This window comes from Pseudomonas sp. 06C 126 (assembly GCF_001855215.1).
Taxonomy (GTDB): domain Bacteria; phylum Pseudomonadota; class Gammaproteobacteria; order Pseudomonadales; family Pseudomonadaceae; genus Aquipseudomonas; species Aquipseudomonas proteolytica.
Map to the genome: position 1 here is coordinate 176,816 of NZ_MIFU01000151.1, position 6,063 is coordinate 182,878.

The following is a 6,063-nucleotide window of genomic DNA, read 5'->3' on the forward strand; positions in this document are numbered from 1 at the left end:
AAGTGGCGCCAATAGTCGGTGAGGGTGGGGGAGAGCTCAAATCGATAGATTGGGGGGATGGATTGGTTGGGCCGATAGTGGGGGGATGCACAGCAGAGTCGCAACTTCGGGATTCGGTTGGCGGGCAATGGAGCGGTGGTTGTGGTTTCAGCGTTCGTTGGCGTCGTTTGGTATCGCAGGTATTTGCGTGGAGGGTAGGGAGCAGTCTCACATGTGATGGCACACTCCCTCGCCTCTGCGCAGATAAGTTTCAACCCCAATATCAAGCGTCTACGGGCCAGGTGCCTCGACGCACCATCTCCCTGACACGGTCTGCGCCATTGGCCCTGACCAGCAACTCCATGCGGGCTTTTTCGATAGCCTCGGCGCTCCATTGATCGGTTGCCATGGTGGCTTTTTCATGGGACCAGCCGTTGTCGTAGTGACGCACGACAAATTGCTGCTGGTACTCCCACATCGGCGTCCCGGGAATTGGGGTGACGATAAACGGGTTGGCATAGGCCATGCCGGCGCCCATCAGGTTGACGGCGTAATCGATGGTCCGGTCGATCAGTTCCAGGCTTTCTACAAAAGGTTTTTGCCCAGGCCCCGCAGGCGGGTTGACGAACCCCAGCATGAAGCCGCCAGTAACTTGAATCCCGTATTCGGTAAAGATTTCGATGAGTTCGAACGTTGATTGTTGAATGGCATTGAGTCGGGACTTGTTGGAGTTGAGCAGGGCGTCCTCGTTAGCGCTCTCCACCGCAAGGTAGATGTTGTAGCAGCCATTTTCGGCAATCGAGCGAATGAACTCCCTTGCCGTCAGTCCTCCTTTGACCGCTTCGATCACATTGCGATATTGGGGGTTCTTGCGCTCCTTTTCGTCCATCTGGGCGATAAAACGCTCACCCAGGTGCAGCAGGATCAGGTTGAAGAGGCTCAACCCGCCTTCCTCAACCCAGGGCAAGTCATGTTTTTTCAGCAGCCGACCGACCTCCATGGCATACAGCGGGTCGTGCATCAGGTGATCGTCCTCGATCAACACCTCGGTCACGCCTTGCTTGACCAAGTCGGCCAAGTGCAGGTCAAACCAGTCGAGGCCCAGGGCGCGCCAAGGGCCATTGATTTTCGGGATGTAGCAGAAGTTACAGTTCACGTTGCAGCCAATCGTGGAGAATATCTGCGCCCAGGCACCGTACTTGCGCACCCGTGCTCCGGAGGAGTGGTAGGGCTGCAGGTAATGGTTCATGTCCAGGAAGCTGAAATCCGGCAAGGGCATCAGGCCAAGCCGCTCGTCGAGGTCCTGGCGCTTGGGGACGATGCTCAGATAGCTGGACTTGTGGCTAGGGCGAACCAGTTGCCCACGGCTGTCGCGGTAGGCCACGCCAGGCACGGCATTGATGTCGGTGCCCTCGTGGGTCAAGGCATCGAGCAGCAGTGTGAAGGCGCGGTCGGCTTCGTTGATCAGTGCAAAGTCGAAGGCCGAATCCAGCAGCGCGTTTTTCCAATCGCCACTGGAATGAGCACCGCCGGTTACCAGGACCAGATTGGGGTCGATATTCCTTACCAGTTCAGCCAGTGCACGGGCATTGCCCCATTGCACGGTGTAGTTGCATTGGATGCCGACAATATCGGGCTGCGCGGTTTCGATGATCTTGCGCATCTGCGCATCGGTCAGGCCGTAGCGGATCAGGTGGCCCTGGTCGACCTTGACCAGGCTGGACTCCTGGGACCAGCCGGCAAAGGGCGCATCGACAATCTGCACCTCATAACCCGCACGTCGGGCGACGGTGGCGATGCGCAACAGACCGATGGGGGTACCGGCACGTTTCATGACTTCAAATGTATCAATGCCGATGCGGGCGAATGCGCTGTCGTCCAGCGTGGGCTCGATCAGGCGCGTGTAAGGGGGAACAAACAACAATACGCGAGGGGCTTCGCCATTGGCACGCCGGCGGATGCCGGTGCGGCTGCTCAGTAACGATGGCTGTCCCAGGTGACTGAGCAAGGGCCGTGTGGGCGCAACCGAAAAACCGGGGCCGTAGCTCTCGATCCTCACGGTATCTTGCGAAGCGATCAAATCCATTTGTCTATCTCCTGGGGGGCTCGATATCAGCGTGAGGTTTTGCGTGAGCGTGAAGTGGCAATGACGGCCCCTGCGATGATTAACGCGGCAGGGAGCAGCAGGATCGGCTTGGCGTCGCTTTGCCCTACGGCAATCAGCAGCAGTGTGGAGAACAGCGGCGCCAGGTAAGACAAGGCGCCAAGCATCGCCAGGTTGCCGTGCTTGGTTGCGTGATCCCATGCGAAAAAGGCCAGGCCTACCGGGCCGAGCCCCAGCGCGACGATTGCCGCCCATTGGCCCGCGCCAGGCTGCACTGTGGTTTCGAAGGCCAGGTGGCACAGCAATCCGGCGATTGCGACCAACCCGCAAATGCCGCCGATGATGCTGCTGGGGACATTGCTGAAGCGCCGGTTCACCACCGAGTAAATCGACCAGACCCAGGCACAGGCAAAGGCAGCGGCGTAACCGACAATCGGCATCGCCAGGCTTTCACCCTGGGCGCGCTGTTGCATGATGAAGGCCGTCCCTGCCAGACCGAGCAATGCCCCCAGTAGTTGGCGCTTGCGCAGCGACTCTCCAGTGGAAAACCCCGACAGCAGGACGATCAGCAGCGGCCACAGGTACGCAATAAGGCTGGCTTCAGCCGCCGGCGCGGCCTTCAGGGCGAAAAAATACAGAGAGTGATAGACAAAGATGCCGGCGAAGCCCGTTGCCCACACGTACCAAGGCTGGCGCCAACTGCTGAACCCCTCAGCGCCGCGCATACCCAGCATCAACAGACTTGCCACGAATGCGACGGCGAAACTCGATGCCAGCAACTGAAAAGCCGGGATTCCTGCGGTCAATGTGGTCAACAGTGCCAGGCACGCCCACAAAAACACTGCAATGACCCCAATCAGGGTGGCACCTGCGGCGCCCTTGGCAAGGGTGAAGGATGCGTTGGAAGTGCTCATGCGGCCGCGTCTTTAGATGATCCTAATGCCGGGACAATAAAAAAGTTTCGAGGGGCGCGTATTGATCGGGCCTGCCAAAAAAATGTTCAGGCCTGCTGTTTTCAATGATCGCGTGCTTGTTTACGCACAGCCGCCGGGGTGAGGTTGCGGGCTTTCTTCAGGGCATGGCTCAACGCACTCTGATCGGCATAACCGGCGCGGTGCGCAATATCAATGATCGACAGCGAGGTCTGGCGCAACAGATCGACGGCCAGGTTCAGGCGCAAGGTCGCGATGTGGGTGAACGGGGTTCGTTTCAGGTGTTGTCCGAACAGTACATACAAGCGCCGCTCGCTGGTGCCCGCGTATCGGGCAATGTCATGCACTGTCAGGGGCATACTCAGGTGCTGTTCGATGTAGGTCAGCGCCCTGGCGAGAATGAGTTGCCCGGGGTCGTTCGGCGGGGCGTCGGGTTGCAGCAATGAGCCCAAGAGCAAATGGCTCCATGACTGGGCCATTTCTGGTGAGTTGACCAGCCATGTTCCGTTGTTGTTTGCGTAGTCGAGTAAATGCCGGATCTGGGGGCGGACCGCGAAAAAGCGTTTGTCATGGAGCGGATCCAGGAGCTGCGCGGTGCTTGGCTGCTGTTGTTCGGCAGGCGGCATCAACACGTCCAGTACCAGGAAACTGTTACGGGTATTGGCCAGGAACGTATGCCGGGCGCCGGCGGCAATCACCACGCCCTGGCTCGCATCGACTTTGCCACCCCATCCGTCGACCTCAATCTCCATCGACCCGGATTGGGGGAGGACTATTTGATGAAAATCGTGCTCGTGCAGCTCGATCTGCCCGGAATAAGAGCGCAGCGCCAGAGAGAACGATTGGGGGGGAGTGGCGCTCATCCGTGACGCTCCTTGGGCTGAAGCACTTATCCTACGTCAGCCATCGGGCTGGGAGCCAGAGCAATGAAACAGTTGGCAACCGCTGGGAGTATTGCCAGCCGATCATCCCAACAGATGTTTAGAGATCAGCCTGGAGATTTCGACAATCGAGGTTTTGCCCGTGAACTCGAACTTCACTTTGCCCAGCGATGAGAAGTAGATCTCCAGTTCCGAATCCAGGTCGAACGTACCGGAGGTTTCCACCGAGTACGCGACGATGTTTTTGTAGGGCAGGGAGGTGAAGTCTTTCTTGCTGCCGGTGATGCCTTGTACGTTCACGGCGATGATGCGTTTGGTGGTGAACACCACGCCGTCGCGCATGGCTTTATAGGCATCGACTACTTGTTCGTCATCGAGCAACAGCGAAGCAACGCGTTCGGCATACTCGTTGTTTTGCTTGAGTTTGAAGAAGCCTTTGTTGTTGAAGTCGATCATTGGAAGGTCCTTGGGGGGCTGGGAGGGTGCTACAGGATTGCCTTGAGGTAGTCCTTGAGTGCTTCGAGTGGGGGATTGAGTTCCTCTAGTGTCGAGGCTTGCTGGACGTCAGTCATAAGCTTTTGCAGCTCGCGGCCCAACACCGTGTCGGCACCACCCAAGGTCGCCAGGGCCAGCTTGGTGCATTCCTCTACCTTGCGTTGGATGGTTGGCAGGTCGCCACTGCGCACCAACAATCCAAACACCTCCCGCTCGTAACCATCCATGACCAGATCGTCGCGCAGGATCGGGCTGCCATCTTCGGTCTCATGCACCAGTTTGAGGGCGAATAGAGCAACGGCTTCGAGCGTCAATTCCATGGTCCTGGGTCCTCTCCTATGGGGTGCGGCGGGGGTGGTCATTTTTCTGCAGGCGAAAAAAAGACCTTGAGTTTCAAGGCCTTTCTTTAAAGCATTAATGGCTTGATTTGTATAGATTAAATTGGATGTGGCGGTAGGTGGGTGGCGCGTTATTGCAGGGGTACATATATGTCAGTCTGCCATTGATCCTGCGGGGTCTCGGGATAAACGCTCAGATAATCGAAGAACAGGGGGTGGTCGCGCAGTTCCTCGCCGCTGGTGGGTAGCCAGTCGCGATAGATCGGGTAGATGGTCTCGCCGATGTGGTCCGTCGAGCCCACGTGGCGTACGACAACACAACGCCCTCCTGGGATAACGCGCTCGGTTACGCCGAACTCATTTGCGGCCACGGCCTCGTTAATTTCACCGCAGAGTGCAAACCGGAATGCTTCGGGCGGGGTTGTATCGGGGTTGCCGAAAGGAATGCCAAAGCTGCGACTTGATTGCACGGGCGACTGTCCGCTGCGCATGCGCCACTCGGAAAACCTGCGCACACTCTCGCTAACGAGCCCGGGAGCGCCACAGTGTTCGAGTGTTGCCACTCTGACGGGGTGAAACTCTACGATTCGTACGAGCATGATGATGTTCCTTGAGAAGTGAGGGATGGTGAACACCGAACTCCAGACCTGCCAACTGGGCTGCTTCCTGAACGCACTCGGTGCCATACCGAACGCTCGCCGGAATGCTCTGGAAAAAGCCTCGGGGCTTTCGAAACCTGCACCGAAGGCTGTTTCCAGTACCGAGTAACCCGGGGTGGAGGCCAGGCAATGCGCCGCGCGTCGTAGCCGCATCAATTGCACGTAGCGTGAAACTGGTACGCCGACGAAGGCAGTGAATTGCCGATGGAAGTGAAACGCCGAAAAATTCGCCACTTGGCTCAACGCCTTCACGGACAGGTCACCTTCGAGATTGGCTTCTATATAGGTGAGGACTGCATTGAAGCGTTGTGTGTAGGCAGCGTTGCTCGACAAGTCAGACACTGGATGGAGGCTCCTGGAGTTCGGTAGGCCACAGAGTCAGGGATACCCGTATGCCCGCGCCTAGCCGTGCTTGCTGAGGTAGTGCTTGAGATGTCTAGGGCGTTTCATGATGGCAACTCAGGCGCTTTGCAAAGAATTTTCAGGCGGGGGTTGACCACGTGTTTTAATCCTGTATTATTCGCCTCCCGCTGACGAGAGATCTGAAGCGCAAGTGGTTGAAGTTGTTGAGGAAATCCTCGAAAGCTTCTGAAAATAACCACTTGACAGCAAATGAGGCTGCTGTAGAATGCGCGCCTCGGTTGAGACGAAAGATCTTAACCAACCGCTCTTTAA

Annotated in this window: 6 protein-coding genes; all 6 read right to left on the reverse strand. The window is 57.5% G+C overall.

The window, feature by feature from the left end:
- Positions 1–262: 262 nt before the first annotated feature.
- Positions 263–2,065 carry a B12-binding domain-containing radical SAM protein gene (locus BHC62_RS27080; RefSeq protein WP_070996889.1) on the reverse strand — a complete coding sequence of 601 codons (1,803 nt, stop codon included), beginning with the start codon at positions 2,063–2,065 and terminating at the stop codon, positions 263–265.
- Between the two features lie 26 nt (positions 2,066–2,091).
- On the reverse strand, positions 2,092–2,997 hold the full coding sequence (locus BHC62_RS27085) for a DMT family transporter (protein ID WP_070996891.1): 906 nt from the start codon (positions 2,995–2,997) through the stop codon (positions 2,092–2,094).
- Between the two features lie 101 nt (positions 2,998–3,098).
- Positions 3,099–3,878: an AraC family transcriptional regulator gene (locus BHC62_RS27090; protein WP_070996893.1), complete on the reverse strand. Its 780-nt coding sequence runs from the start codon at positions 3,876–3,878 to the stop codon at positions 3,099–3,101.
- Between the two features lie 102 nt (positions 3,879–3,980).
- Positions 3,981–4,352, reverse strand: coding sequence for a PH domain-containing protein (locus BHC62_RS27095; protein ID WP_029300265.1), 372 nt, complete (start codon positions 4,350–4,352; stop codon positions 3,981–3,983).
- A 29-nt stretch (positions 4,353–4,381) separates the two neighbouring features.
- Positions 4,382–4,711: a hypothetical protein gene (locus tag BHC62_RS27100; RefSeq protein ID WP_029300266.1), complete on the reverse strand. Its 330-nt coding sequence runs from the start codon at positions 4,709–4,711 to the stop codon at positions 4,382–4,384.
- 149 nt (positions 4,712–4,860) lie between these two features.
- A complete protein-coding gene (locus BHC62_RS27105; RefSeq protein ID WP_070996895.1) occupies positions 4,861–5,730 on the reverse strand; it encodes a GyrI-like domain-containing protein in 870 nt (289 codons plus the stop codon).
- Positions 5,731–6,063: the final 333 nt, after the last annotated feature.

What these genes read in the sequence shown, in the direction of transcription:
- BHC62_RS27080 (WP_070996889.1), bottom strand. Translation starts at nt 2,065, where the DNA reads ATGGATTTGATCGCTTCGCAAGATACCGTGAGGATCGAGAGCTACGGC.
- BHC62_RS27085 (WP_070996891.1), bottom strand. Translation starts at nt 2,997, where the DNA reads ATGAGCACTTCCAACGCATCCTTCACCCTTGCCAAGGGCGCCGCAGGT.
- BHC62_RS27090 (WP_070996893.1), bottom strand. Translation starts at nt 3,878, where the DNA reads ATGAGCGCCACTCCCCCCCAATCGTTCTCTCTGGCGCTGCGCTCTTAT.
- BHC62_RS27095 (WP_029300265.1), bottom strand. Translation starts at nt 4,352, where the DNA reads ATGATCGACTTCAACAACAAAGGCTTCTTCAAACTCAAGCAAAACAAC.
- BHC62_RS27100 (WP_029300266.1), bottom strand. Translation starts at nt 4,711, where the DNA reads ATGGAATTGACGCTCGAAGCCGTTGCTCTATTCGCCCTCAAACTGGTG.